18 protein-coding genes are annotated in these 26,103 nt (G+C 68.1%); 13 read left to right on the top strand and 5 right to left on the bottom strand.

Annotation, left to right across the window (positions count from 1 at the left end; genetic code table 11):
- Positions 1–210: 210 nt before the first annotated feature.
- Positions 211–1,392 carry a thiolase family protein gene (locus IPK27_21710; protein MBK8070129.1) on the bottom strand — a complete coding sequence of 394 codons (1,182 nt, stop codon included), beginning with the start codon at positions 1,390–1,392 and terminating at the stop codon, positions 211–213.
- Between the two features lie 120 nt (positions 1,393–1,512).
- Here IPK27_21710 and IPK27_21705 point away from each other — a divergent pair, with 120 nt between their 5' ends.
- The 4 genes from IPK27_21705 to IPK27_21690 all read left to right on the top strand — a co-directional run bounded on the left by IPK27_21705 (position 1,513) and on the right by IPK27_21690 (position 13,045).
- Positions 1,513–5,727 (top strand): PAS domain-containing protein, encoded by a 4,215-nt coding sequence (locus IPK27_21705; GenBank protein MBK8070128.1) that lies wholly within the window; start codon positions 1,513–1,515, stop codon positions 5,725–5,727.
- Entirely contained in the window at positions 5,727–9,512 is a 3,786-nt protein-coding gene (locus IPK27_21700; protein MBK8070127.1) for a PAS domain-containing protein, read from the top strand. The genes IPK27_21705 and IPK27_21700 overlap by 1 nt, the downstream gene beginning before the upstream one ends.
- 244 nt (positions 9,513–9,756) lie before the next feature.
- Positions 9,757–11,925, top strand: a complete 2,169-nt coding sequence (locus IPK27_21695) for a glycoside hydrolase family 44 protein (protein ID MBK8070126.1) — start codon at positions 9,757–9,759, stop codon at positions 11,923–11,925.
- 43 nt (positions 11,926–11,968) lie between these two features.
- Positions 11,969–13,045: a phytase gene (locus IPK27_21690; protein ID MBK8070125.1), complete on the top strand. Its 1,077-nt coding sequence runs from the start codon at positions 11,969–11,971 to the stop codon at positions 13,043–13,045.
- A gap of 109 nt (positions 13,046–13,154) precedes the next feature.
- On the opposite strand, the gene IPK27_21685 is transcribed toward IPK27_21690, so the two are convergent.
- From IPK27_21685 to IPK27_21670, 4 genes are all read right to left on the bottom strand, one after another.
- The gene (locus IPK27_21685) at positions 13,155–13,895 is read right to left on the bottom strand and encodes a hypothetical protein (protein MBK8070124.1); all 741 of its coding nucleotides are present in this window, start codon (positions 13,893–13,895) and stop codon (positions 13,155–13,157) included.
- A 299-nt stretch (positions 13,896–14,194) separates the two neighbouring features.
- Positions 14,195–15,529, bottom strand: a complete 1,335-nt coding sequence (locus IPK27_21680) for an alpha/beta fold hydrolase (GenBank protein ID MBK8070123.1) — start codon at positions 15,527–15,529, stop codon at positions 14,195–14,197.
- Complete coding sequence (locus tag IPK27_21675) at positions 15,526–15,735, bottom strand: Arc family DNA-binding protein (protein MBK8070122.1); 210 nt, start codon at positions 15,733–15,735, stop codon at positions 15,526–15,528. Before IPK27_21675 ends, IPK27_21680 begins: the two co-directional genes overlap by 4 nt.
- A 6-nt stretch (positions 15,736–15,741) precedes the next feature.
- The gene (locus IPK27_21670; protein MBK8070121.1) at positions 15,742–16,611 is read right to left on the bottom strand and encodes an SPFH domain-containing protein; all 870 of its coding nucleotides are present in this window, start codon (positions 16,609–16,611) and stop codon (positions 15,742–15,744) included.
- A gap of 1,311 nt (positions 16,612–17,922) precedes the next feature.
- On the opposite strand from IPK27_21670, the gene IPK27_21665 reads away from it, so the two are divergent.
- The 9 genes from IPK27_21665 to IPK27_21625 all read left to right on the top strand — a co-directional run bounded on the left by IPK27_21665 (position 17,923) and on the right by IPK27_21625 (position 26,093).
- A complete protein-coding gene (locus IPK27_21665) occupies positions 17,923–18,258 on the top strand; it encodes a DNA-binding transcriptional regulator (GenBank protein MBK8070120.1) in 336 nt (111 codons plus the stop codon).
- 79 nt (positions 18,259–18,337) lie between these two features.
- Entirely contained in the window at positions 18,338–19,234 is an 897-nt protein-coding gene (locus tag IPK27_21660) for an ATP phosphoribosyltransferase (GenBank protein ID MBK8070119.1), read from the top strand.
- Positions 19,231–20,568: a histidinol dehydrogenase gene (hisD, locus tag IPK27_21655; GenBank protein MBK8070118.1), complete on the top strand. Its 1,338-nt coding sequence runs from the start codon at positions 19,231–19,233 to the stop codon at positions 20,566–20,568. Before IPK27_21660 ends, hisD begins: the two co-directional genes overlap by 4 nt.
- On the top strand, positions 20,565–21,623 hold the full coding sequence (gene hisC / locus IPK27_21650; GenBank protein ID MBK8070117.1) for a histidinol-phosphate transaminase: 1,059 nt from the start codon (positions 20,565–20,567) through the stop codon (positions 21,621–21,623). The genes hisD and hisC overlap by 4 nt, the downstream gene beginning before the upstream one ends.
- Positions 21,624–21,942: 319 nt before the next feature.
- Positions 21,943–23,004: a bifunctional histidinol-phosphatase/imidazoleglycerol-phosphate dehydratase HisB gene (hisB, locus tag IPK27_21645; GenBank protein MBK8070116.1), complete on the top strand. Its 1,062-nt coding sequence runs from the start codon at positions 21,943–21,945 to the stop codon at positions 23,002–23,004.
- A complete protein-coding gene (gene hisH, locus IPK27_21640; GenBank protein MBK8070115.1) occupies positions 23,001–23,630 on the top strand; it encodes an imidazole glycerol phosphate synthase subunit HisH in 630 nt (209 codons plus the stop codon). The genes hisB and hisH overlap by 4 nt, the downstream gene beginning before the upstream one ends.
- Entirely contained in the window at positions 23,627–24,352 is a 726-nt protein-coding gene (hisA, locus tag IPK27_21635) for a 1-(5-phosphoribosyl)-5-[(5-phosphoribosylamino)methylideneamino]imidazole-4-carboxamide isomerase (GenBank protein ID MBK8070114.1), read from the top strand. The genes hisH and hisA overlap by 4 nt, the downstream gene beginning before the upstream one ends.
- On the top strand, positions 24,349–25,116 hold the full coding sequence (gene hisF, locus IPK27_21630; GenBank protein MBK8070113.1) for an imidazole glycerol phosphate synthase subunit HisF: 768 nt from the start codon (positions 24,349–24,351) through the stop codon (positions 25,114–25,116). The genes hisA and hisF overlap by 4 nt, the downstream gene beginning before the upstream one ends.
- 374 nt (positions 25,117–25,490) lie before the next feature.
- The gene (locus tag IPK27_21625; protein MBK8070112.1) at positions 25,491–26,093 is read left to right on the top strand and encodes a bifunctional phosphoribosyl-AMP cyclohydrolase/phosphoribosyl-ATP diphosphatase HisIE; all 603 of its coding nucleotides are present in this window, start codon (positions 25,491–25,493) and stop codon (positions 26,091–26,093) included.
- Positions 26,094–26,103 lie beyond the last annotated feature (10 nt).

Here is a 26,103-nt window from a genome sequence, read left to right as displayed (position 1 = left end):
GGGCGGCAAGAGCGCGTGAGCCGGGAGTTTGTGGGAGCGGCTTCAGCCGCGATTTTCTCCCTGCGGCGACGGAAAAGATCGCCGACAGAGTCGGCACCCACTGACTGGCTTGGGGCATTCGAGCTTTGCTGCTCACAACCCACAACCCACAACCCACATCCGACGGACAGGGAGCACAACGCCAGACGCGTCGTGCTCCCGCGTCCGACCTTACGCCAACTCGACCGCCACTGCCGTCGCCTCGCCGCCGCCGATGCACAGGGTGGCCACGCCGCGCTTGCCGCCACGGCGCTGCAGGGCGTGCAGCAGGGTGACCAGCAGGCGCGCGCCGCTGGCGCCGATCGGGTGTCCGAGGGCACAGGCGCCGCCGTTGACGTTGACCTTGGCGTGGTCGATGCCGAGTTCGCGGATCGGCGCCATCGCGACCACCGCGAAGGCCTCGTTGATCTCGAACAGGTCGACCTCGTCCTGGTTCCAGCCGGCCTTGGCCAGCACCTTCTGGATCGCGCCCACCGGGGCGGTGGTGAACCACTCCGGCCCCTGCGAGTGGGTGGCATGTGCGACCACGCGCGCCAGCGGCTTGAGGCCGCGCGCGGCGGCTCCGGCTTCGCTGGTGAGCACCAGGGCGGCGGCGCCATCGGAGATCTTCGACGAGCTGGCGGCGGTAACCGTGCCGTCCTTCTTGAACGCCGGGCGCAGGCTGGCGATCTTGGAGATGTCGCAAGCCGGCGGTTCCTCGTCGGCGCCGACCACCACGTCGCCCTTGCGCCCGGCGACGGTCACGCTTGCGATCTCGTCGGCGAAGTCGCCATTGGCCTGGGCTGCGATAGCGCGGCGGACGGACTCGCTGGAGAAGGCGTCCTGGTCCTCGCGGGTGAAGGTGTACTTGCCGGCGCACAGCTCGGCGAACTCGCCCATCGCCTTGCGGTCGGCGGCGTTCTGCAGGCCATCGAGCGCCATGTGGTCGAGCAATTCCGAGTGGCCGAAGCGATAGCCGAAGCGCGCCTTCTGCAGCAGGTAGGGCGCATTCGTCATCGATTCCATACCGCCGGCGACGACGACTTCGGCCGAGCCCGCCTTGATCGCGTCGTGCGCCAGCATCACCGCTTTCATGCCGGAGCCGCAGACCTTGTTCAACGTGGTGCAGCCGGTGGCCACCGGGATGCCCGCCTGGAGCGATGCCTGGCGCGCGGGCGCCTGGCCGAGACCGGCCGGCAGCACGCAGCCCATCAGCACCTCGGAGACATCGGCCGGTGCGACGCCGGCCTGCTCCAGCGCGGCCTTGATCGCGGTGGCGCCGAGCGTCGGCGAGGGGACGCCGGCGAACACGCCGTTGAAGGAACCGATCGGCGTGCGCTTGGCGCCGACAATGACGACGTTGGACGAACTCATGGGCAATCCTCTGGGCGTGCGGAAGGGGCGCCATTATGGCAGTGCAGCATGAGCCGTGGATCGTCCGATGGTGGAAGGTCGGCTATCGCGGACGGGGCGGCTCTGCGTTAGGCTGCGGGGATGGGGGAATCGGCGCCACTGCCTGGTGTACCCGCGGCGTCTGCGGCAACGCTGGCGCGGGTGTGGCTGTGGCTGCTCGTTGCTTGCCTGGGTTTTTCCTCGACGGGCCTGGCCGCGCCAGCGCCGGTGGACGTGCGCTTTCGCACCTATTCCACTGAGGCCGGCCTTTCGCAGGTGTCGGCGACCGACATCCTGGAGGATCGCCACGGCTTCCTCTGGATCGGCACCCAGGACGGACTCAACCGTTTCGACGGTTACGGCTTCCAGGTCTGGCGCCATCGTGCAGCAGACTCGGCATCGCTCGGCGACAACTACGTCCTGGCGCTGGCGGAAGATCGCGATGGCGGCATCTGGGCGGCCACCCAGGGGGGACTGAACCGCCTGGATCCCGCCAGCGGCAGAGTCGAGCGTTTCGACACCGAGCGCGGCGGACTGCGCGACAACCTGGTGATCGCGGTGCACGCCGGCGCCGATGGCCAGGTCTATGCATCCACCCGTCGCGGGGGGGTCCAGCGGCTGGACCCGGAAACCCGCGCTTTCGAGGCCCTGCCGGGGCTGACTGCACCTGCGAACCGGCAGCGGGTGCTGTACCTGCGCACCGACGGTCGCCTGATCGTCGCGCAGGACGATGAGCTCTGGGAACTGGACCCCGACGGCAAGCGCACCCGCGTACTGCTCTCCGGCGTGCTGCCACCGGGCACCATTGTCCAGGCAGTGTTGCCGCTGGCTGACGGCGGGCTGGCCATCGGCAGCAACAACCAGGGCCTGCTGTTGCTGGATGCTCAAGGGAGGGTGGTGCGCCGGCTGCGCAAGGGGACCGACAGTGCCAGCCTGCCGGACGATTCGGTGCGATCACTGTTGCAGGATGCGTCCGGCCGGCTCTGGGTTGGCATGGCGCAGGGGCTGGGAAGGATCGAGGCGGACGGCAGCGTGTCCGCCTGGCGCCATCGTCCCGGCGATCGCGCGGCACTGCCCGGGGATCGCGTGGTTTCGCTGCTGGAGGATCGTCGCGGCCTGCTGTGGATCGGCACCTGGACTGGGGGCCTGGCGCGCTTCGACCCTGAAACCGAACTGATCCGCGTGCAACGGCATGGAGATCCCGCGCCCTGGGGCCTGCCCACGAATGCGGTCAACGCGCTCGCAGGCGGCAAGGATGGCGGTATCTGGATCGGCCAGGTCGATCGCGGCGGCGCGGTCCAGCTGGATCGCGCCGGGCGGGTGCTGCGGCACCTTGCCGAAGATGGTCCCGAGCCGCGCCTGGCCTCCGGCGATGTGACCGGCATTCTCGCCGCGGACGGCGGTGTCTGGGTCGGATACCTGCGCGGTGGGCTGGACTGGTTCGGCGACGATGCCGGTGTGCGGCGCATCCCGACTGGCATCGGTCCCCGCGCACTCCCGGCCAATGGCGTGCAGGCGCTGCGCATCGATCGCGATGGCACGCTATGGATAGGCTTGCTCAGCGGCGGCGTGTACTCGCTGTGCCGCGATTGCGAGGAACTGCGCAACTGGCCGGTGGATCCGTCCGGCAGCAGCGGGCCTCTCGGCACGTCCGTCAACGACATCCTGGAGAGCGCCGATGGCCGCCTCTGGTTTGCGGTGCGGCGGGCAGGCTTGTCCTGGTACGACCCGCGCACCCAGCGTTGGGGCGCCCTGACGCGCAAGGGGCCGGCAGCCCTGGCTCTGACGCATGACAGCGTCACCAGCCTGACCGAGGACAGCAACGGCGTGTTGTGGATCGGCACCCAGGGCGGCGGCATCACCCGCATCGAGCGCGACGCGGCCGGGGAGCCGGTCGCGGCCCGCAGCTACAGCGAGGAGGCTGGACTGGCATCGTCGATGGTGGGTGCGATCCTGGATGGCGGCGATGGTCGCCTGTGGGTCAGCACGACCCGTGGACTGTGCCTGTTTTACCTGGCGCACGCGCGTTTCGAATGCCTGGGCGACCGCGATCCCCTGCTCGCGGCGGATTTCTTCGTGGCCTCGGCGGCGCGGGATACGGCCGGAGGGCTGCATTTTGGCGGCTCGCAGGGGCTCGTCAGCATCGCCGAACCCGCAAGCGTCGCTTTCCGTCAGCAAGCGGCCGCGGTGGTCCTGACGGAATTGCGCATCGGCAATCGCCCGATGTTGCCCGGCGTGGGCGACTCGCCGCTGGAGAGCGCCATCGAGCACAGCACCGCCCTGCGCCTGCGGCATGATCAGGACATGGTGGCCATCGAATTTGCCGCGCTCGACCTGCGGCGGGCGGAAACGCTGCACTACCGCTATCGCCTGCTCGGTCGGGACACGGACTGGATCGACACCGATGCGTCGCGCCGGGCCGCCACATACACCGGCCTGCCGAGCGCCAAGTACCAGTTCGAGGTGGAAGCCTGGGATGGCGCGCAGCGGATCGGCGCGCGCTCGCTGGCCATCGAGGTGCTCGCTGCACCGTGGCTGGGCCCCTGGGCGCGCCTGGGTTATGCGCTGCTGCTTGCGAGTGTGATCGCCCTGCTGGCCTGGCGCTACCGCTCGCGCACACACGAGCGTGAGCACACCCAGGACGCCCTTGCGCAGAGCGAGGCGATGCTGAAATACGCGCTGTGGGGCAGCCGCGGCGAGTTGTGGGATGCCGATTTGCGCAGCGGCAAGCTCAGCCGTCGCAACCGGCTGGAGCACCTGGATGTCACGCGCAAGGCGAAGGCCGACACCCTGGAGGCGTATACGCCCTTCGTGCACCCGGATGACCAGCCGCGTTTCCGCGACATGCTGTCGGCGTGCCTGAAGGGCAGCAGCGACTTGTTCGAATGCAGTTACCGCAGCTCGGACGTCGATGGCCAGTGGCGCTGGCTGCTGTCGCGCGGAAGGGTGTTCTCGCGCGATGCGTCGGGACGCGCGCTGCGCATGGTCGGCACCACCTTCGACATCACCGAGCTGCGCGCCAACGAGGAGGCGGCGCGCTCGTCGCGGGATCGCCTGAACCTCGCGCTGTGGGGCAGCGGCGACGAGATGTGGGACATCGACCTCAGCAGCGGCCGCATCCGGCGCGAGAACCCGTTGCCGAGCATCCGCCTCAGTACCGATGTGCTGGTGCCCAAGCTCGCCGACTACATGAACCATGTGCACCCGGCGGACCAGGCGCGCCTGCGCGAGAACCTGCTGGCGCACCTGAAGGGCGAGGTCGACCACTTCGAGTGCAGTTATCGCACCATCGGTGCCGACGGCGGCTGGGTCTGGCTGCTCGGCAAGGGGCGCGTGCTGGTGCGCGACAGCAAGGGCCTCGCCCTGCGCATGGTCGGCACCAACCGCGACATCACCCAGCTCAAGCAGGTGGAGGAAGACCTGCGCAGCCTCAACGAAGAGCTGGAAACGCGCGTGGTGACGCGCACCGAGGCGCTCGAGCGTGCCAATGCGGACCTGAAGCGCACGCTCGATCAGCTGGTGCGGGCACAGCGGCAGCTGGTCGAGTCGGAGAAGCTCGCGGCACTCGGCGGGTTGGTCGCGGGGGTGGCGCATGAAATCAACACGCCGCTGGGGGTCGGAGTGACCGCGGCATCCCACTTGCAGCACGAAACCGAGCAGCTGGCGAAACTGGTGGCGGGCGGGAAGGTCAACCGCGGCGAGCTCGATCGCTATGTCGACCAGGCGCGCCAGAGCAGCGACCTGGTGCTGCGCAACCTGGAGCGCGCCAGCCAGCTGGTGCGCAGCTTCAAGCAGGTCGCGGTGGACCAGTCGAGCGAGCAGCGGCGAGTGTTCAAGCTGCGCGAATACCTTTCCGAAGTGCTGATGTCACTGCATCCCAGGATCAAGAAACAGCGCACCGAGGTGGAGATCCGCGGCGACGAGAATCTGGTGATGGACACCTATCCTGGCGCGCTCTACCAGATCCTCGTCAACCTCGTGATCAATTCGCTGGTGCATGCTTTCGACGAGCAGCAGGGTGGGCGCATCGACATCGAGGTCGGCACCGACGGCGATGACGTGGTGATCGACTACCGCGACAACGGCAAGGGCATGAGCGAGAGCGTGCAGAAGCGGGTTTTCGAGCCTTTCTTCACCACCCGTCGCGGCAGTGGCGGCAGCGGCCTGGGCCTGCATATCGTCTACAACCTCGCCACCCAGGTGCTGTGCGGCAGGGTCAGTTGCGACAGCGCACTCGGTCGTGGGACCCATTTCCACCTGCGACTGCCGCGCGTGGCGCCCGGACGCACCGGCAACCGGCCGGAAGGCGACGCGTGATGCTGCGCGGCCTGCTCGCCGGGTGGCTGATGCTCGCCAGCGGGTTCGCGCTGGCCGGCGAGCGCGCCGCGGCGGCTACGGTCGATTCCGTGCGCTTTCGCAATTTCGGCATCGCCAGCGGGCTGTCGCAAGTGACGGCGCGGGCGATCCTGCAGGATGAGCAGGGTTTCGTCTGGATCGGTACCCAGGATGGGCTCAACCGCTTCGACGGCTACGCCTTCCGCACCTACCACCGCGATCGCCGGGATCCGCATGCGCTGGGCGACAGCCACATCACGTCGCTGGCGCGCGGCGAGCACGGCGCGCTGTGGGTCGGCACGATGGCCGGCGGGCTGAGCCGGCTGGATCCCGCCACCGACGACATCCAGGCCTGGCGCCATCGTCCGGACCAGCCAGGCAGCCTCGCGGCCGACGGCGTCACCGCCCTGATGCGCGCCAGCGACGGCCGGTTGTGGGTGGCCACCTCGGGTGGCGCGTTGCAGCGCCTTGCGCCGGCGGCCACCAGCTTCCAGTCGCTGGGGCCGCCGCCCGACCAGCTCGGCGTGATCCGCAGCATGGTCGAAGGCGCCGCCGGCGAGGTCTGGCTGGCCGGCAGCCGCGGTCTCTGGCGCTACCGATCGCAGGACGGCAGTTTCGCCAAGGTCGGTGCCGGGACACATGCGCTGGCGGACCTGCAGGCCCTCGCGCTCGCGGCCGATGGATCAGTCTGGGTTGGGGCCACCCGTCTTGGCCTGCTGCGGCTGTCGCCGGAAGGCGATCTGCTGGCGCATTACCGCGCTCAGCCCGGGGTCGACGGCACCCTGCCGGACGACCAGGTGCGCGCGCTGTTGACCACCCGTGCGGGCCAGTTGTGGGTAGGGACGATGAACGGCCTGGCGATCCACCTGCCGGCTCGCGATGGTTTCCTGTCCTGGCGGCATGACGCCGGTGACGCCGGCAGCCCCGCGGCAAACCGGATCGCTGCACTCTATGAGGACCGCGACGGGCTGATCTGGATCGGCACCTGGACCGGGGGGTTCTCGATCCACAACCCAGCTACCCAGGTCGTCCGCCTGATCCGATCGCACGGGCGCGATCGCACCAGCCTGCCGGCCAGTCCGGTGCGCGCGCTCTGGCGGGATCACGATGACAGCCTGTGGATGGGCATGCTGGAAGGCGGCGGACTGGTCCACTACGACCTCGAGCAGGGCGTGCTGCAGCGCTGGGTGCACGACGCATCCGATCCGGCCTCGCTCGCCGGCAACGTGGTGCAGTCGATCGCGCGTACGCCGGACGGGCGGCTATGGGTCGGTACCCAGGGCACCGGACTGTCGCGGATGCGCGCGGACGGTCGCGGTTTCGATCATTTCCGGCGCGACGACGGGCGCCCCGGCGCGCCGCCGGACAATGTCGTCCAGGTGCTCCATGTGGACCGCGCTGGTTCGCTGTGGGTCGGGTTCGAGACCGGCGGACTGGCGCGCTGGATCGACGACGAACACGGATTCGAGGTGTATGCGCCGGATCCGGCCAATCCACGCAGCCTGCAGTCGGGCAATGTCTACAGCATGGCCGAGACTGCCAGCGGCGAGTTCTGGATCGGCACCTTCGGCGCCGGCCTGGCGCGCTTCGACCGCGCCAGCGGCAGCTTCGAGCACTATCGCGAGCGCCCGGGGGACCTCGAGTCGCTCAGCCACAACTCGGTGAGCATGATCATCGAGGCGCGCGACGGGACGCTGTGGGTCGGCACTCAGGGTGGTGGGGTCAACCGCGTCAGCCGCCGCAAGGACGGCACGCTGCGCTTCGACGCCGTCGGCAAGCGCGAGGGACTCGGCGCCGATGCGATCGGCACCCTGGTCGAGGACGCCCACGGCAGGCTGTGGATCGGCACTACGGTCGGCGTCAATGCCTATGACCCGGCCACTCGCGAGGTGCAGCGCTTCAGCGCCAGTGACGGGATGGACCGTTCGGGCTACTTCATCGGCAGTGTCGCGCGCGGCGCCGACGGTTCGATCTACTTCGGCGGCCTGCGCGGCGTGCTCGCTTTCCACCCGGATCGTTTGCCGCGGCGCGGACGCGTGCCGCAACCCGTGTTCAGCGACCTGCGGCTGGACAACGCGGAAGTCCGGCTCAAGCGCTTCGATCCGAGCTCTCCGCTCTCGCAGGCGATTCATTCGGTCGACCAGCTGATCCTCGGTCCGGAGCACTCCAGCATCGCCATCGACCTGTCGGCGCTGGACTACGCCAATCCCGATGGACTGCGTTTCAGTTACCGGCTGGACGGGCTGGACGAGGACTGGATCGAGGACGTCCAGCTCTCGCGGACGGCCGCCTGGAACAACCTGGGGCCCGGACAGTACCGGCTCCGCGCGCGGGTGCGCGACGACGACAGTGGCGGCTACGGCCCGGAAGCGACCCTGGCGCTGACGATCGAGCCGCAACCCTGGCGCTCGCCCGGCGCGCTGGGACTGTATGCGCTGGTCCTCGCCATCCTGATCCTGGCAGCGCTGCTGCGCACCCGTCTCCGATGGGAACGCGAGCGTTCGGTCGCCGAGGCGATCCGCCGCAGCGAGGAGCGCCTCAAGCTCACCCTGTGGGGCAGCCGCGATGAACTCTGGGACCTCGACCTGCGAACCGGCAGGATGGTGCGCGAGAACATCCTGCCGATCATCAGCGCCTCGGCGACAGTGCGCTTCGCCAGCCGCGAGGAGTTCCTGCGCGAGGTGCATCCGGACGACCAGCCGGATGTACTGGCGCAACTGACCCGGCATATCCAGGGGCAGTCGGAGTTCTACGAGAACACCTTCCGCATGCGCACGCTGGACGGGATGTGGTGCTGGGTGCTGTCGCGCGGTTTTGCGGTGGAGCGTGATGCCGATGGGCGTGCGCTGCGCATGGTTGGCACCAGCCGCGATGTCAGCGCCAGCGCCGAGGCGGCCGAGCAATTGCGCAAGCTCAACGACGAACTCGAGCACCGCGTCGAGGAGCGCACGCGCGCGCTCCGGCTGTCCAACCGCGAGCTGCAGTTCACCCTGGACGAGCTGAAACTCACCCAGCGGCAACTGGTGGAGTCGGAAAAGATGGCGGCACTGGGAGGGCTGGTCGCCGGCATCGCGCACGAGATCAACACGCCGCTGGGGATTGGCGTCACTGCGGCCTCGCACCTGGAGGACGAGACCCGTAAACTGATGAAACTGGTGGGAGAAGGCAAGGTTTCGCGCGGCGCCCTGGATGCCTACCAGTCGGAGGCGCTGAGCAGTGCGCAGCTGATCCTGTCCAACCTGCGCCGCGCCGGCCAGCTGATCAAGAGCTTCAAGCAGGTCGCGGTGGACCAGTCCAGCGAGCAGGCGCGCGAGATCGATCTTCGGACCTACCTGGAAGAAGTTCTGGTCTCGCTGGGGCCGGCGCTGAAGAAAACCCCGCACACTGTCAGCATCAAGTGCCCGGAAAATCTGCGGATCTACACCTATCCCGGCGCGATCAGCCAGATCGTGGTGAACCTGGTGATGAACTCGCTGATCCACGCTTTCGACGGCATCGCGCGCGGCGAGATCCGCATCGAATGCGAGAGCTACGACGAGGAATGGCTGCTGTTGTACCGCGACAACGGTGTCGGCATGAGCGAAGACGTGCGCCAGCGCGTGTTCGATCCCTTCTTCACCACCAAGCGCGGCCAGGGCGGCAGCGGCCTCGGCCTGCACGTGGTCTACAACCTCGTGACCCAGTTGCTGCGCGGCTCACTCGACTGCATCAGCGCCCCCGGCAAGGGCGTCGAATTCCAGATCCAGATGCCCAAGCGGGTGGGGTGAGCGGTGGTGGGCGATTTGAGTCCGGTTGTGGGTTGTGGGTTCTGGGTTGTGGGCAGCAGAGGCGCGGCGCCGCCTTTCGCTCCGGCGCGCGCACTGAGCTTTTGCTTCGGCTGCCCACAACTCACAACCCACAACCCACAACCGGACTCAAGCAGGCGCAACCCTCGCAGTCGTGACCCAGGTCCGCCTTCCCCGGTCGTGCTGGCGTAGATTGGTTCGCCTCGACAGGCACCAGGAGACTCGCGTGCGCAGGATGCTTGGCTGGGTGTTGCTGCTGGCGCCGCTGGCGGGCGCCGCGCAAAGCACGGTGTACACCGATGCCCTCGGCAATGGCTGGCAGAACTGGAGCTGGGCGACGGTCAACCTGGCGTCGGCTGATCCGGTGCATGCCGGGCAGTTCGCGATCTCGATGGAGCCGGACAGCTTCGAGGGGCTGTATTTCGCCTCGCCCGGCGCGGCGCGCGCTTTCGCCGACTACACCGGGCTGCGCCTGTGGGTGCACGGCGGCAGTGCCGGCGGGCAGAACCTGCGGCTGACATTCCAGCTCGGCCAGACCGTGGTCTTCGAGCGGCCGCTGAACCAGATCGTCAGCGGCGGTGCGCTCGCGGCCGGCCAATGGCGCGAGGTCTGGCAGCCGTTCACCGGCGCCGGCGCGCCGGCGGGCACCTTCGACGGGATCATCCTGCAGGACCAGAGCGGCGCGAACCAGGCGGCGATCCACATCGACGATGTGGTGCTGGAAGCCGGCGGGCCGCCGCCGGGCCCGGTGACGGTCACGATCGACCTCGGCGGCAGCCGGCGTCCGATCGATCCGAACATCTACGGCGTCAACTTCGGCTCCGATGCGCAGCACGCCGACCTGCGCTATCCCACGCGCCGCTCGGGCGGCAACAGCACCACGCGCTACAACTGGCAGTTCGACGTGCACAACACGGCGAACGACTACTTCTACCAGAACATCCCGGATGGCAGCGGGCAAAACCTTCCGGACGGCTCCAGCGCGAATGCCTTCATCGCGGCGACCAAGTCGCAGGGCGGCGAGCCGCTGGTCACCATCCCGACCATCGGCTGGGTGCCCAAGGACTCGCGGCTCAAGGCCTGGGGCTTCTCGCAGCAGTTGTACGGTGCGCAGACGATGGACGAATGCCGCTTCTACCTGCCGAATCCGCCGAACTGGTGCAGCGCCGATTCCGGCAACGGCCTGTGTGCGAACGGACCCTTTTGCCAGGGCGGGAAGATCGTCGGCAACAACCCGGCCGATACCTCCAAGGCCGCGCCGCCATCCTATGCCGCGGACTGGGTGACTCATTTGCGGGCGCGCCACGGGGCGGCGGCGCAGGGCGGGATGAAGTTCTACTCGCTCGACAACGAGCCGATGCTGTGGGACTCCACCCACCGCGATGTGCACCCGCAGGCGCCGACTTACGATGAAGTCTGGACCCGCGGTCGCGACCGCGCGCTGGCGATCAAGGCGGTCGAACCGGGTGCGAAGATCTTTGGCCCGGTGACCTGGGGCTGGTGCGATTTCTGGACCAGCGCCGCCGATGCCGCGCTCGGCAACTGTTTCGAAGGGCCGGACCGCACGGCGCATGGCGGCACGCCTTTCGTCGAGTGGTACCTGCAGCGGGTGTGCGCCGAGCCTGGTCCCGGCGGCGTGCGCCTGGTGGATTACCTCGACCTGCACTACTACCCGCAGGGCGCCGGCATCGATGGCCTCGACAACGATGTCGCCGCCGGCGAGCAGCCTGATGTCCAGGCACGCCGCTTGCGCTCGCTGCGCGAACTGTACGACGCCAGCTACACCAGCGAATCGTGGATCGGCCAGACCGCCTATCCGAATCCCAACCTGCTGCGGCGCGCGCGCACCGCCATCGATACGCACTGTCCGGGCACCAAGCTGGCGTTGACCGAGTACAAGTGGGGGCCGGACAACGGCGTCACCGGCGCCATCGCGCAGGCCGAGTTGCTGGCGATCTTCGGTCGCGAAGGCGTCGACTACGCCACCCGCTGGGTTGCACCGAATGACGGCACGTTGAGCGAGCACGCCTTCCGGATGTACCTCGACTACGACGGCGCCCACACCCGCGTGCTGGGCGATTCGATACCCGCCACGTCCAGCCAGCCGGACCTCGTAGGCGCCTACGCGGTCGACCAGGCGGGTGGCCCGCTGCGCGTGCTGCTGTTCAATCGCAACCCGTCGGCGCGCAGCATCGAGGTCAGCCTGGCAGGCCTGTCGGTCCAGAGCTACAGCGCGTGGCGTCTGGCATCAGGCGTCTATGCTCAGGTGGCCAACGCGCTGCCGGTTGCCGGCACGACCCTGTCCCTGTCCAGTGTGCCCGGCTACAGCGCAACCTTGCTGGTGTTCGCGCGTGCGCCGGATGCGCCGATGATCTTTGCGAATGGTTTTGAGTAATCCCGGGGCTCACATCGACCGGCGAGGGCGATAGCATCGACGGATGACCAGATACCCCACTCGAAGCCTGCTCACCGGCCTGCTCGCGAGCCTGCTCGCGGCCTGCGCCGCCCCCGGCCCGCAGCGTGCCGACACCAGCGCGGGGCTGCGCCTGGTCGAGCGCTACACCACCACGCCCAGCCCTGCGGACAACATCGATTCGGTCGCCACCTGGCGCGCGCCCGATGGTGGCCACTGGCTGTTCGCGTCGGCCAAGGATGTCGACAACCTGGTGGTCTTCGATGCCGACACCGGCCAGAACCTGCGCCGGGTCGGCGGTCCGGGCACGGCGCCTGGCCAGTTCGAACGCCCGAATGGCATCGCGGTCATCGAGGACCTGCTGCTGGTGGTCGAGCGCGACAACCATCGCGTGCAGGTGCTCTCGCTGCCGGATTTCCGGCCGCTCGCGATCTTCGGCGCCAGCGAGTTGCGCGTGCCCTACGGCTTGTGGATCGACCGCAAGGGCGAGGGTGAGTTCGACGTCTACGTCACCGACAGCTACCAGAAGGCGGACGGAAGGCCACCGCCGCTGGAGCAGTTGTCCGAGCGCGTGAAGCTGTACCGCATGCGGCGTGCCGGCGCGGCGGTGACGGTCGACTACACCCGCAGTTTCGGCGATACCAGCGCGAGCGGCGCACTGCGCTGGGTCGAGTCGATCTACGGGGACCCGCCGCACGGGCGCCTGCTGATCGCCGAGGAGTTCCTCGAAACCGGCAGCACGCTGCGGGTCTACGACATGGGCGGCCAGTACCTGGGCATCGACCTCGATCCCAGCCATTTCGACGGCCAGGCCGAAGGCATCGCGCTGTGGGGCTGCCCCGACGGCAGCGGCTACTGGGTAGCCACCGACCAGCGCGATGACGGCAACCGTTTCCAGGTCTTCGACCGCGTCAGCCTCAAGCACCTCGGCAGCTTCTCCGGTCGCAACACCAGCAACACCGACGGCATCCACCTGAGCATGCAAGCGAGTCCGGCCTTTCCTTCGGGCGTGTTCTATGCGGTGCACGACGATCAGGCGGTGTCGGCCTTCGACTGGGGCGAGATCGCGCAAGGTCTGTCGCTGCGGCGGAGTTGCGAGTAGCGGGGGAGGGCGCGTAGCCCGATGTGCGCGCGTCTGCGCGCTCACCGGGTACTTGCGGCAAGCACCCGGTGAGCGGCTGGCGCCGCACATCGGGCTACGCGCGCTAGGCTCACCCCCGCAGCATCTGCTTCGCCCGGTCCACCCACTCGCGTTGCGCCTTGCGGTAGAAGTCCGGAGCGATGCGCGCGCGCTCGATGACCTTTTCGAGCACCACGCGGGCATCCGCATCACGGCCCAGGACGCGCAGCAGTTCCGCCTTGCGCACACGCGCTTCCTCGCCGGGGAAGGAGTCTTCCAGTACGTCGTACTCGGCGAGCGCTTCGGCCGTGCGCTCCAGTCCTTCGAGCGAACGCGCGTAGAGCAGGTGACCGTCGGGCGACTTGAAGCCGGGATTGGCCGCCTTGAGCGTGTCCAGGGTCGCGATCGTCTCACCCGCCTTGCCCTGGGCCGACTGCGCCTTGGCCAGCGCGAGCAGGATGTCCGGGTCGGTCGCGTGCATCCCGCGCAGGCTTTCGCGGAAGATCGTCTCGGCCTCGTCCGCGGCGCCGAGTTCGAGGAATTCGGCGCCCAGGCGCAGGCGGTTCTGCACCGTATCGGCGCGCTCGAGTTCGGTCCGCAGGCGGCGCAGATCCTTCTCCGGATCCAGACGCTTGGCCAGGCCCCGCGCGGCGCGGCGCGCGCGCGGATCGTTCTGCAAATCCGGCAGCACCTGGGTGATCAGGTAGGCCGCCACGCCGATGCCCGGCACGAAGATCACGATCCACGCCCACCAGTAGGGCCTGCCGCTGCGCACCATGTGCACTACACAGGCGATCTGCAGGACAAGCAGCAGGCCATACAGGAAGGGCATCGCGAATCACCAGGACAAGGGGGTGGCGAAGGATCGCTGATTGTCGCGGCTGGGTGAATCCGTGCTCGCCGGCCGCCTTTGCCGATGCCCTGGTTCGCCCGTCAGGATTTCGCGTGTTCCCCGATTGCTGTTCTTGTCCGCAAAGGACGCAAAGAGTGCAAACAGAAAATCATCTGGGCCAAGTGGCGGTCGGGTGGCTGTCGCGACCCGGACCCCGTGCCCAGGCGCCCGTTTGCCTTTGTTGCGTCCGTCCTGGAACGCTCTTGCGTGCCCTCGTGCCCTCGTGCCCTCGTGCCCGCTCAGCGCCGCGCCGTATCGCGCAACCAGTTGCCGATGTCCTCGATCACGCCGGCATCCACATGCCCCGCCTTCTGGTAGTCGTCCGGCCCGGGCGGCGTGCCGGCCGGCATGAACAAGTGGTTGAGGCCGGGATGGCTCTTGCCGACATACTGCTTGGCGCCGCGCATCTGGTGCTGCCAGGTCTGGAAGTCCTCATTCATGGTCACCTGGTAGTCCGCCTCGCCTTGCAGCAGCAGAATCGGCTTTTCCAGCGCGCGGGCCTGCGCGAAGTGCTGGTAGGCATGCAGGTCCAGCCAGTAGGCGGCCGGCAGGCCGAGGATCGGCGTCGGGTTGCTCGCGTCGGCCTTCGTCAGGGCGCGCACTTGTGCGATGGCTGCCGAGGTCTCCGCTTCAGCCTTCTTTTCCTCGTCGCTGACGGCGCCGTCGAGGTTGATCAGGTAGTTCACCTGGCGCGGGATCAGTTCGTGCAGGGGCCGCGCCGGCGCCGCCAGCATGATCATGCCGTCGGCTTTGGCCTGCGCGGCGATGCGTGGCGCCAGCAGCGCGCCCAGGCTGTGGCCGAGCACATAGACGCGACGATCCGCAAGCTCCGGCTGGGCGCGCAACAACTCGACGGCCGCGACCGCGTCGTCGGTGACTTCCTCGCGCGTGGTGAACGTGGCATTGACGAAGCCGGCCGGAGCGACCAGGGTGCGCTTGTCGTAGCGCAGTACGGCGATCCCCTCGCGCGCCAGCCCGTGGGCCAGGTCCCGAAACACCCGGTTGGGGCCGATGGTCTGGTCGCGGTCGTGCGGACCCGAGCCATGCACCAGCACCACGCCGGCCACCACCGTCTGGGTCGGCAGGGACAGCGTACCGGGCAGCTTGGGACCGCCACCGTCGATTTCGATGGCACGCTCGCTCCAGTCGGGGCTGGCGCTGGCCGCGGTCTCTTTCGGCGACGGTGCGCGCCCGGGACGCACCCAGAGCCCGGAGACCTTGCCGTCCGCACTGCAATGGACCTGCAGTTCGAGCCAGGCCTTGGCATGCTCCAGCGGGATGACCGCGACCGCGCTGCCGCCCTCGCTGCGCGTCTGCAATTCGCCGCGTGAGCGTCGCTCTCCGGCCTGAAGTGGCAGCGATTTCCACACCTGGGCCAGGCTGTCGGCACCCAGGCCAGCGAGCATGCGTGCATCGAAATCGACACGCGCCTGATCGTATTGGCCACCGTCGAGGGCGGCGAGCACCGCCTCGGCGCGGGTGCCGCAGTCCGGCCCGGGGGCAGTCGCCTGCGCCTGCGCGTGTCCGCCGCAGAGCAGGGCGGCGAGGGCGAGGCAAGGAGGGAGAATTCTCATCGTTCGGATCCAGTGTCGTCGTCCTGCGGATGGGGCGCGGCCGGCATCGGCTCGCGCCCCTTCAGTCGGCCACCGCGACGCAGGGCATCGCGCAGCACGTATTCGATCTGCGCGTTCAGGCTGCGCAACTCGTCGTCGGCCCAGCGCTGCATCGCGTCGAGCACTTCGGCGCTGATCCTGAGCGGATAGGCTTTGCGCTCGGCCATCGCGGCTCAACCGTACAGCGAGCCCGTGTTGACCACGGGTTGCGCGTCGTTGTCGCTGCACAGCACCACCAACAGGTTGCTGACCATCGCTGCCTTGCGTTCTTCGTCCAGGTGGATCACGCCGCGTGCGCTGAGTTGCGCCAGCGCGAGTTCCACCATGCTGACCGCGCCTTCGACGATCCGCGTGCGCGCCGAGATCACCGCGTTGGCCTGCTGCCGCCGCAGCATCGCGTTGGCGATCTCCGGCGCGTAGGCGAGGTGGCTGATGCGCGCCTCGATCACCTTGACGCCGGCTTGCGCCAGGCGCTCCTGGATCTCCTTCTGCAGGTGCTCGGAGATCTCGGTGGAATGGCTGCGCAGCGCGATCTTGACCTCGTCATGCAGGTCGTAGGGATAGGTGGTGGCCATCTGGCGCAGCGCGGACTCGGACTGCACGTGGACGAAGTTCTCGTAGTCGTCCACCTGGAACAGCGCCTCGGCCGAATCGACCACCTGCCAGACCACCACCGATGCGATCTCGATCGGCGAGCCTTCCAGTTCATTCACCTTGAGCTTGTTCGACTCGAAGTTGCGCACGCGCAGCGAGACCGGACGCTTGGAGTAGAAGGGATTGGCCCAGCGCAGGCCTTCTTCGCGGGTGGTGCCGATGTAGCGGCCGAACAGCTGCAGCACCACAGCGTTGTTGGGTTGCACCATGAACAGGCCGAACAGCAGGAAGAACTCGACGAATCCGGCCAGGCCCAGCAGCAGCGCCGGCACCACTGCACCCTTGCCGGCCGCGCCGATCATCAGGAACACCGTGACCAGCATGCTGGCGATGAGCAGCAGCAGCATCGGGATGCCGGGCAGGGTGGATTTCTGGATTTCCTTGGTCATGGCACTCTCCTCCATTGGTGCTAGAACGATATCACCAAGATATCATACGTACATAGGTCGAAAGACAGGGTGGTGCGGCCGTGCGCGGAGATCGGCTGCCTGCGTCGGTCCGCGTCCAGGTGAGAGTTCCGGTCGCCCTTGCCGGTGCGCTTATTCGCGCATCGAACTGGAGGGCACGAGGCCACGAGGGCACGAGGGCACCCAAGAGCCGGTTAGGTGCGAAGGCGCGCCTTTGCGTACCCTCATGCCCTCCGATTTCTTCATCGCTAAATCAATGCCTTGCGACATGTTCGGTGAGAGTTCCGGTCGCCCCTGGCCGGCGCGCTTATTCGCGCATCGAACTGTCGCGGACCGGTGCCTGTTTCTTGTCCGCAAAGGACGCAAAGGACGCTAAGAAGGCAAAAGCGTCCTAGGTTGCGCAGAGTCGCCATACGCCCGCATCCGCCTATGGATTTGGCTCTACTTTGCGTCCTTTGCGGAAAATGTCTTGTATTTCAGAAACTTAAATCATGTTCGGTGAGAGTTCCGGTCGCCCCTGGCGGTGCGCTTGTGCGCGCGTCGAACCGGAGGGCACGAGGCCACGAGGGCACGAGGGCACGCAAGAGCCGGTTCGGTGCGAAGGAGCGCCTTTGTGTGCCCTCTTGCCCTCCGAATTTACCTTTTCTAAATCAATGCCTTGCGACATGCTCGGTGAGAGTCCCGGCCGCCCCTGGCGGTGCGCTGATTCGCGCATCGAACCGTGACTCTCGCAAAATCGCGGACTGTGTTTTGGACGCAAAGGACGCAAAGGAAATCAAACGCGATACAGCGCTGGGGTATCCCCGGCACTTGCTGTCTTTGCGTCCTTTGCGTCCTTTGCGTACTCAATCACAGGGTCGTCGTTTCGCACGGGCTGAAAATGTATGAAATTCAACACCTTGGCGCATGTTCGGTGAGAGTCCCGGTCGCCCCTGCCGGTGCGCTTATTCGCGCATCGAGCTGGAGGGCACGAAGCCACGAGGGCACGAGGGCACGAAAGAGCCGGTTCGGTGCGAAGGCGCGCCTTTGCGTGCCCTCGTGCCCTCTTCCCTCGTGCCCTCTTGCCCTCCGAATTTACCTCTTCTAAATCAATGCCTTGCGGCATGTTCGGTGAGAGCCATGGAGTGGCTGGCGGCAACTGGTTGCCGCCCGAGGCGGGGCTGGTAGCGTCGGCGGTGCCGCGTGGCTGCTACTGCCCGGGATAGCGCGCAAAGCCATGCCGAACGCGCGACTTGACCTGCAGCGAAGTCGGCGTCTATGCTTTTCGACAATGTACTAACGCGCTATTACACGATGAAGCGTCGCGCGCTGCAGCCGGAAGCCACCGAAATCACCCCGCTGGACTTCCTGTGCGAAGGCCTGCTGGCGCTGCGCACGGTGGATGAGATGCGCGCCTTCCTGCGCGACCTGACCACCCCGGCAGAGCTGGAAGCGCTGACCGACCGCTGGAAAGTGGTGCCCTACCTGATGGACGAGATTGCCTACCGCGAGATCCATGATCGCACTGCGGTAAGCGTCACGACGATCGGTCGCGTCGCGCGTTTCCTGGTCGGCGATCACGGTGGCTACGCGCTGGCGGCCAAGCGTCTGCGGCGCAAGGGCCGTTGGCCCCACACCGGCCACGATTGAGCGCACTAATGGGCTTCACCCGCCCACCCCCTCCGCTCTTCCCTTTTACGTTTTACTTTTCACTTTTTACTGACGAAAAATGACCAAACCCCGCGACCGCCTGCGCATCGCCGTTCAGAAATCCGGGCGCCTCTCCGAGGCCTCGCAGGATCTGCTCGGCCGTTGCGGGCTCAAGTTCCGCCAGAGCCGCGACAAGCTGTTCTGCTTCGGCGAGACCATGCCGATCGATTTGTTGCTGGTGCGCGACGACGACATTCCGGGCCTGATCGCTCAGGGCGTTTGCGAGCTCGGCATCGTCGGGCGCAATGTCGCCAGCGAGCAGGGGCTCGACCCGGCAGTGACCGAACCAGCCTTCGCCGAGATTCGCGAACTCGGTTTCGGGCGTTGCCGTTTGTCGATCGCGGTGCCGCAGGAGGAATCCTGGACTGGCCCGGAGGACCTGGCGGGCCGGCGCATCGCCACCAGCTACCCGAACCTGCTCGGCCAGTACCTGCGCCAGCACCAGGTGCAGGCAGACATCGTGGTGCTGAACGGCTCGGTGGAAATCGCGCCGCGCCTGGGTACCGCGGACCTGATCTGCGATCTGGTGCAGTCCGGCGGTACCCTGGTGGCCAACCAGTTGCGCGAGGTGGCGTCGATCCTGGAAAGCGAGGCGGTGCTGATTGCTTCGCGCCAGGACTACGCCGATGAGCGCGCCGAACTGCGCGAACTGCTGCTGCGCCGCATCGACGGCGTGATCCGCGTGCGCGAGTCCAAGCTGGTGCTGCTGCAGACCGATGCCCCGAAGTTGGCGGCGGTGCTGGCGGCCCTGCCGAAGGGCGACCCGGCCACGGTGTCGCGGCTGGATACGCCGGCCGGGCGGCTGTCGGTCCAGGTGGTCTGCCACGAGGCGATCGGCTGGGCGCACCTGGAAGAACTCAAACGGGCGGGGGCGACGCAACTACTCGTGTTGCCGGTGGAGAAGATGCTGTCATGAGCCAGACCGGATTCCGCAAGCTTGCCCGCATCGAGTGGGCCAGGGCCTCGGCGGCGGAGCGCGAGGCTGCACTGGCGCGCCCGGCCAGCAGCGCCAGCGCCGATTTGCTCGCCAGCGTCGAACGCATCATCGACCAGGTGCGCGCCGATGGCGACAGTGCGCTGCGCGCCCTGACGCGCCGCTATGACGGCTGCGAACTGGCGGCGTTTGGCGTTACGCCGGCAGAATTCGCCGCGGCCGAGGCCGCGCTCAGCGAGGAGCTGAAGCGGGCGATCGACGATTCGCGCCGGCGGATCGAGCGCTTCCACCGCGAGACGCGGCCGCAGCCGATCGCGCTCTCGACCGCGCCCGGCGTGATGTGCGAACGCCTGCCGCTGCCGGTGGTGCGCGTGGGCCTTTACGTGCCGGCAGGCAGCGCGCCGCTGCCGTCGACCGCGCTGATGCTGTGCGTGCCGGCCAAGCTGGCGGGCTGCCGCCAGATCGTGCTGTGCACCCCGCCGCGCGCGGACGGCAGTGCCGACCCGGCGGTGCTGTACGCGGCGCGTGCCTGCGGCGTGGACACGGTCTACAAGCTCGGCGGCGTGCAGGCGATCGCGGCGATGGCCTTCGGTACGGCCAGCGTGCCGCGCTGCGACAAGCTCTACGGTCCCGGCAACGCCTATGTCACGGCCGCCAAGCTGCGCGTGTCGCAACTGCCAGGCGGCCCGGCGATCGACATGCCGGCCGGGCCGTCGGAGGTGCTGGTGGTGGCGGACGCCATCGCCGATGCCGAGTTCGTCGCCGCCGACCTGCTGTCGCAGGCCGAGCATGGACACGATTCGCAGGCGCTGCTGGTCACGCCGAGCATGGAACTGGTCGAAGCGGTCGATGAGGCGCTGCAGGAACTGCTTGCCACGCTGTCGCGCGCCGGCCATGCGGACCTGGCGCTGGCGCACAGCCGCGCGATCCTGGTCGACGACCTGGTGCAGGCGGTCGAGGTGTCGAATGCCTACGCGCCGGAGCATCTGATCCTCAATGTGGCCGATCCGCGCCGACTGATGCTGTCGGTGGAGAATGCGGGCTCGATCTTCCTCGGCCGCTATACGCCCGAGTCGCTGGGCGACTACACCAGCGGCACCAACCACGTGCTGCCCACCTACGGCCATGCGCGCACCTGGAGCGGATTGTCGGTGCAGTCCTTCCAGAAGCTGGTGACGGTGCAGGAAGCCAGCGCCGATGGCCTGAAGGGCATCGGCCCGGCCGCGATCACGCTGGCCAACGCCGAGGGCCTCTCCGCGCACGCGCTGGCGGTGCAACTCCGTCTGCGCGCGATCGCCAGCGAGGGCCGGCCGTGAGCGTGCTCGCACTGGCGCGGCCGGAGCTGCTGTCGCTCAAACCCTACAGCTCGGCGCGGATGGAGGCGGGCAGGGCGGCGGTGATGCTGAATGCCAACGAGTCGCCGTATGCGCCCTTTGAGCAAGACGCACTCGGCCTGAACCGCTATCCGGATCCGCAGCCCGCGGCGCTGCTCGCGGCGCTGGCCGACGACTATGGCGTGAGCCCTTCGCAGCTCTTCGTCGGCCGCGGCAGCGATGAGGCGATCGACCTGCTGGTGCGCGCCTTCTGCCGTGCCGGCGAGGACGCCGTGCTGATTTCGCCGCCGACCTTCGGCATGTATGCGGTCGCGGCGGGCGTGCAGGGTGCGGGTGTCGTGACGGTGCCGCTCGATCCGGCCCGCGATTTCGCGCTCGATGTGGACGCCATCCTGCAGACGGAGTTGGAGCAGCCGGTCAAGCTGGTGTTCGTCTGCGCGCCGAACAATCCGACCGGCGGCGATGTGCCGCTGGCGAAGGTGCGAGACCTGGCGCTGGCACTGCAGGACCGCGCGCTGGTGGTGGTCGACGAGGCTTACGTCGAATTCGCCGGCCGCGCATCGGCGACCACGCTGCTGGATGCACACCCGAACCTCGCCGTGCTGCGCACGCTGTCGAAGGCCTACGGGCTGGCCGGCGCGCGCCTCGGGGCGCTGATTGCATCGCCCGAAATCATCGGCCTGATCCGCCGGATCATGGCGCCGTATCCGCTGCCCACGCCCTGCGTCGCTGCGGCGATGTCTGCATTCACCGACGCCGCCCGTGCGGCGCGCGCGGCCCACCTGGCGCAGGCCAAGGCCGAGCGTGAGCGGCTGGCCGAGGCGCTCGCGGCGCATCCGGCCATCCGCGACGTGTGGCCCAGCGCCGCCAACTTCCTGGTCTTCCGCGTGGACGATGCCCACGCGATCTGGCAGCAACTGCTCGACCGCGGCGTCATCGTGCGCGACGTCAGCCACTACCTCGGCCTCGCCGGCTGCCTGCGCGTCAGCGTCGGCACGCCCGCGGAAAACGACCGGTTCCTGTCGGGGCTCTCGTGAGCCGCTGCCCTTGTTCAACGCGGAGACGCGGAGGGCGCAGAGGAGATCGTTAAGTCATTGGCGGGATGGCAGATGGCAGGACGATGTGTTCAACGCGGACACGCAAAGGGCGCGGAGGGAGCGCGGAGAAAAACACTTCCAATTGCCGCTGCGCCACGGCGTCGAAAAGTTTCGAGCGAAACATACACCCACGATCGCCCAGCCATTGCCCCGAGCCAGAATGCTGAATCCACGCATCCATTTCACTCTGCTTTTCTCTGCTTCTCTGCTTTCTCCGCGTTCTCTGCGTCTCCGCGTTTAACCAATTTCCCGGACCCTCATGCGCAAGATTCTCTTCATTGACCGCGACGGCACCCTGATCGAGGAGCCGGCCGACGAGCAGATCGATTCGATCGAGAAGTTCCGGCTGCTGCCGGACATGATCGTGCCGCTCAAACGGCTGGCGGATGCCGGCTATGAGCTGGTGATGGTCAGCAACCAGGACGGGCTGGGCACCGCGAGCTTTCCGGAGGACACCTTCTGGCCGCCGCAGAACCTGCTGCTGCACATCCTGGAATCGCAGGGCATCCGCTTCGCGGCGATCCGCATCGACCGCCACTTTGCGCATGAAGCGAGCGACACGCGCAAGCCCAAGGTCGGGATGATGCTGGACTACCTCGCCGACCCATCCTGGGACCGTTCGCGCAGCGCGGTGATTGGCGATCGCGACACCGATCTCCAGTTCGCGCAGAACCTCGGCGTGGCGGGTATCCGCTGCGGGCCGACCGGCCTCTCCTGGCCGCAGATCGCGCGCCAGTTGCTGGATGCGCCGCGCACGGCGACGGTGCAGCGCAATACCAAGGAGACCCGCATCGAGGTCAGTGTGGACCTGGACGCGGAGGCCGCGCCGGAGATCAGCACGGGCCTGGGTTTCTTCGACCACATGCTGGAGCAACTCGGCAAGCATGGCGGCTTCGGCCTCAGGCTCAAGTGCGCCGGCGACCTGCACATCGACGAGCACCACACGGTGGAGGACTCGGCGCTGGCGCTGGGCCAGGCGCTGCGCCAGGCGCTCGGCGACAAGCGCGGGATCGGCCGCTACGGCTTCACGCTGCCGATGGACGAAACGCTCGCCAGCGCCGCGCTCGATCTCTCCGGCCGCGCCTGGCTGGAGTTCGACGGTCGCTTCCCGCGCGAGCGCGTCGGCGAGCTGCCGACCGAGCTGGTGCCGCACTTCTTCCGCTCTCTTTGCGACACCCTCGGCGCCAACCTGCACCTGACGGTCCAGGGCGACAACGCGCACCACATGGTCGAGGCCTGCTTCAAGGCGGTCGCGCGCACTTTCCGCCAGGCCTTCCGCCGCGAAGGCGACGTGCTGCCGAGCACCAAGGGCGTGCTGTGAGCACAGTCGTGGTGGTCGACTCGGGCGTGGCCAACATCGGATCGGTGGTCGCCGCGCTGGAACGCGCGCAGGCCAGCGTCAGCGTCAGCCGCGACTGGGACGTGATCCGCGCCGCGCCGCGCGTGCTGCTGCCGGGCGTGGGCTCGGCCGCCGCGGCGATGCGCGAGCTGCACGCGCTGGGCCTCGCCGAGCGCCTGCCCACGCTGACCCAGCCGGTGCTGGGGATCTGCCTCGGGATGCAGTTGCTGTTCGAGGGGTCGGAGGAGGGCGGGGACGCGTCGGGCGCTGTGGAATGCCTCTCCATCCTCCCCGGTGACATCCGCCGCCTGCCCGAATCGCCCGGGGTGCGCATCCCGCACATGGGTTGGAATGCGCTGATCCCGTGTCGCGACCACCCGCTGGTCGCGGGCCTGGGCCGCAGCGATTACGCCTATTTCGTGCACAGTTTTGCGGTGGCCGAGAGCGCGCTGACGCTGATGGCCTGCGAGCACGGCCAGCGCTTTTCGGCGATCGTGGCGTGCGGCAACTTCATGGGCGCGCAGTTCCACCCCGAGCGCTCGGCGGCGGTCGGCGCGCGCTTGCTGCGCAACTTCCTCAACCTCGGTCCGGGGGACCTGCCGGCATGATCATTTTCCCCGCCATCGACCTGCGCGGCGGCCTGGTGGTGCGCCTGCAGAAAGGCGACTACGACCGCGAGCAGCGCTACGCCCAGGACCCACTCGCGCTGGCGCAGGCCTATGCCGATGCCGGCGCGCAGTGGCTGCACGTGGTCGACCTGGACGGCGCGCGCTCGGGCGACAGCGCCAATCTGGCAGCCATCGAACGAATCGCCACGCATGTCGGCATCCGCGTGCAGGCCGGCGGCGGCGTGCGCAATGAGGCCGACTACCAGCGCTTCGTCGATGCCGGCGTCTCGCGCGTGGTGATCGGCAGCCTGTGTGTGCGCGAGCCGGAAACGGTGCGTGCGCTGCGCTGGCGCTATGGCGCGGACAGCCTGACGCTGGCGCTGGATGCGCGCGCCGACGACACCGGCGTGTTCCGCGTGGCCACGGCCGGCTGGCGCACGCTGGAGACGTCCACCCTGGACGGACTGCTGGCCGGCTATGCCGCCGAAGGCTTCCAGCACTTCCTGGTCACCGACATCGATCGCGACGGCATGCTGGCCGGGCCGAATGTCGATCTGTATCGCCATCTGCAGGCGCTCGCGCCGGAGGTGTCGATCCTTGCTTCCGGCGGTGTCCAGGGCCTTGAAGACCTGGCCGCGCTGCGCGGCATTGGCGCGGCCGGCGTGGTCATCGGCAAGGCGCTGCTCGACGGGCGTTTCACCCTCGCCGAGGCGCTCGCATGATCGCGCGCCGGATCATTCCCTGCCTCGACGTGCGCGATGGCCAGGTGGTCAAGGGCGTGCGCTTCCGCGACCATGTGGTGATGGGCGAGATCCTCGACCTGGCCTTGCGCTATCGCGATGCCGGCGCCGACGAGCTGGTGTTCTACGACATCACCGCGAGCCCGCAGGGCCGCAGCGTGGACCGCGGCTGGGTGGAGCGGGTGGCGCGCACCATCGACATCCCGTTCTGCGTCGCCGGCGGCATCCGCAGCGTGGCCGACGCGCGCGCCGTGCTGTTCGGCGGTGCCGACAAGATCTCGGTGAACTCGCCCGCGCTGGAGAACCCGGAACTGATCGACGCGCTGTCCGCCGAGTTCGGCGCACAGTGCATCGTGGTCGGCATCGACAGCCGCGAGTTCGAAGGCGAATACCGCGTCAACCAGTACACCGGCGATCCCGACAAGGCGCGCGAACTGGCCCGCCGCACGCTCGACTGGGTGGTCGAAGTGCAGCAGCGCGGCGCCGGCGAGATCGTCCTCAACTGCATGAACGTCGACGGCGTGCGCCAGGGTTTCGACCTGAAACAGCTCAAGTCCGTGCGCGCGCTGTGCAAGGTGCCGCTGATTGCTTCCGGTGGCGCGGGTGCCGTCGAGCACTTCGCCGATGTGTTCGAACAGGCGGATGTCGATGGCGCGCTGGCGGCCAGCGTGTTCCACTCGGGGGCCATCGCGATCCCGGACTTGAAGCGGGCGTTGATCGAGCGCGGAATCGAGATCCGTCCTTGACGGGAGGGTTGTTTGGCCAGTTCGGTTCTGGGTTCTGGGTTCTGGGTTCTGGGTTGTGGGTTGTGGGCAGCAACGGGAACCCGAAGCCTTGATCTCTTGGCGACGGCCGGTGAAAGCCCGCCGACCGAACATGCCCAAGGTGTTGATTCCAAATTTTCAGCCCCGGAACGCGACCGTGGGGCCAAGGGACGCAAAGGAGCGGAGCAAGGCGGGGGGGGAGCTGCCCCCCCCCTGCCAGCCGCGATCTTGCGAGAGTCACGGTTCGATGCGCGAACAAGCGCACCGGGCGGGGGCACCGGAACTCTCACAGGCTGCGGCGTGCGGCTGCTGCCCAAACCCCCCCCACCCCCACCCCCCACTCGAGATCCGGCCTCATGACCACCCCCGCCACCACCCCCGACTGGTCCAAAGGCCTGATCCCCGCGATCGTGCAGGACGCCGACAGCGGCCTGGTGCTGATGCTCGGCTACATGAACGAGGAAGCGCTGGCGCAGACCAGGCGCAGCGGCCATGTGACCTTCTACAGCCGCAGCAAGCAGCGCCTGTGGACCAAGGGCGAAAGCAGCGGGCATTTCCTGGCGCTGGTGTCGGTGGCGGTGGACTGCGATGCAGACACGCTGCTGGTGCTGGCGCGGCCGCAGGGGCCGACCTGCCACAACGGCACCACGACCTGCTTCGGCGAGTTTCCGGGGCCGGATATCGCCTTCCTCGGCGAACTCGCCAAGTTGATCGAGGCGCGTCATCGCGAGCGGCCGGCTGGCAGCTACACCACGAAACTGTTCGACGCCGGCACCCGGCGCATCGCGCAGAAGGTGGGTGAGGAGGGTGTGGAAACCGCCTTGGCCGCGGTGGCGCAGGATGCCGACGCATTGCTCGGCGAGGCCGCGGATCTGATCTACCACCTGACCGTGCTGCTGCGCGACAAGAGCCTCGGACTGGCCGATGTTGCGGCCAAGCTGCGCGAGCGCCATCGCTGACCGGCCCATT

The sequence above is a fragment of the Rhodanobacteraceae bacterium genome (assembly GCA_016713135.1).
In the GTDB taxonomy this organism is placed as follows: Bacteria; Pseudomonadota; Gammaproteobacteria; order Xanthomonadales; family SZUA-5; genus JADKFD01.
The sequence above is the reverse complement of the archived record's forward strand: the minus strand, read 5'-3'. Positions and strand labels throughout refer to the sequence as shown.